This is a genomic window from Pseudoalteromonas luteoviolacea NCIMB 1942, from assembly GCF_001625595.1.
Classification (GTDB): domain Bacteria; phylum Pseudomonadota; class Gammaproteobacteria; order Enterobacterales; family Alteromonadaceae; genus Pseudoalteromonas; species Pseudoalteromonas luteoviolacea_A.
This window is the reverse complement of sequence record NZ_AUXT01000017.1, coordinates 1-1,627: the sequence shown is the minus strand read 5'-3', so window position 1 is coordinate 1,627 and position 1,627 is coordinate 1. Positions and strand designations below refer to the sequence as shown.

General features: G+C 42.4%; 2 protein-coding genes. Both read right to left on the bottom strand.

The features are described 5' to 3' along the window. On the bottom strand, positions 1-1,226 hold a 1,226-nt coding region (tnpC, locus tag N482_RS01700), incomplete at its 3' end, for an IS66 family transposase (RefSeq protein ID WP_231100766.1). A gap of 80 nt (positions 1,227-1,306) precedes the next feature. Then, a partial coding sequence (gene tnpB / locus N482_RS01695; RefSeq protein WP_063375437.1) for an IS66 family insertion sequence element accessory protein TnpB occupies positions 1,307-1,627 on the bottom strand: 321 nt, incomplete at its 5' end.

Genomic DNA, 1,627 nt, shown 5'->3' with positions numbered 1-1,627 from the left:
GGCGTTTTCGGTGGAATTTTATCTTGATGCTTTATCAACCAATGATGAAGTTCATCAACAATGGGTTTCGATTTGTGTTGTCTTGCTCTGTACTTTTCTTGCACCGTTTTATCTTTAATCGCTTGCTCTATACCATAAAGCTTGCCAATTAAGTTAAGTGCCACATCAACTTTGCCCGTTTTCTTATGATTGCCTTTTGCCTCGATAAACTTACGCCGTATATGGGCAAGACACGCAACCAGTGTGGCCTGTGTTTGCTCGTATGCCTTGTAGCCGTCAACATGCATGTAACCCTGATAACCGTCAAGAAAATCAACGGCACATTGACCTGCTCGGCTGTTGTGATAATCAAACAAAACGATGTTAGTGCCTTGCCCAGGTTTATCATCGCCACAACAATAGAGCCACATATAGCTTGTCGATTTATCTGCGTTAATCACATTAAGTACAGTTTCATCACCATGAATAACCGGTTGAGCTAGCAAGGCCTTTTTTAAGTGTTGATACAGAGGTGACAACAGCGCTGCACAACGTAACATCCAGCTCGACATGGTTTGTCTGCTTAACTCTATCCCTATCTCTGCAAAGACCGTTTCTTGTCGATAAAGGGGTAAACCAAACTGATATTTACAAGTGATGATTTGACTCAGCAAACTGGGCGTAGCAATGCTTTTTGGGATAGGCGCTGCCGGTGGCGGTGCGGTTTTTACTTCACTTTCAATGCCTTCTCGCTCACAGTGACGGCATGTATATTTGGGTCGAATGGTTTTGATGACCTTAATATGTGCTGGTACAAACTCTAAGGCTTCACTGCTACTTTCACCCATTTTATGGAGTGGGTTTTGGCAACAATCACACACCTTGTCACCTTCATCCAGATCAACCACCACCTCAACGCGGTCTAACTGCGCTGGCAATGGTTTGCGTTTAGGCGTTGCTTTTTCTTTCTTTACTGAAGGGGAGCTGATTAATAGCGCTTTATCGTGTTCATCAAGGAGCTCTTCGGCTTCATTGAAGAGCTCGCCTGCTCCGGGCATCTTTTCAGATTTCTTAGCGTATTCTTTGGCGAGTTTTGCGTTATAAGCTTGTAGCAGTTCGTGAATTTGCGCATCTTTTTCAGCTAATTCTTCATCTTTTTTAGCAACGACTTGTTGCAACTCAAGTAGCATGCGCTTGAGTTGTGCTGGGTCGTCAGGGAGTGCGTGAGCATCTAGTTTCATGCTCATAATTTAACAGCGTTTGACCTGTTTTTCTTGTTTGTAGCCCAAATAAAATCAGGCGTATGGCAATGATCTTTTACTGCTCATTAGATCATAGATTGATACCTTAGCGGCTCATGACCAAGCACATTATAACCCGACAATAACCAATCTAGTTGCGAAGCGCTGAGCTCAAATTCTTGTAGCTTAATTTTACAAGGCCATTTGAATTTTTGTTTTTCTAAACGCTTATACCACAATGCAAACCCCGTTCTGTCCCAGTAAACCAATTTGAGTTTATCTTTGGTTTTATTGCAGAACAAAAACAGTGCCCCTGAGTAAGCATCTCGTGCAATTTCGTTTTCAATGATAGCGACCAATCCATCGATAGATTTTCTAAAATCGACCGGATCGCGGTATAAAAAAAT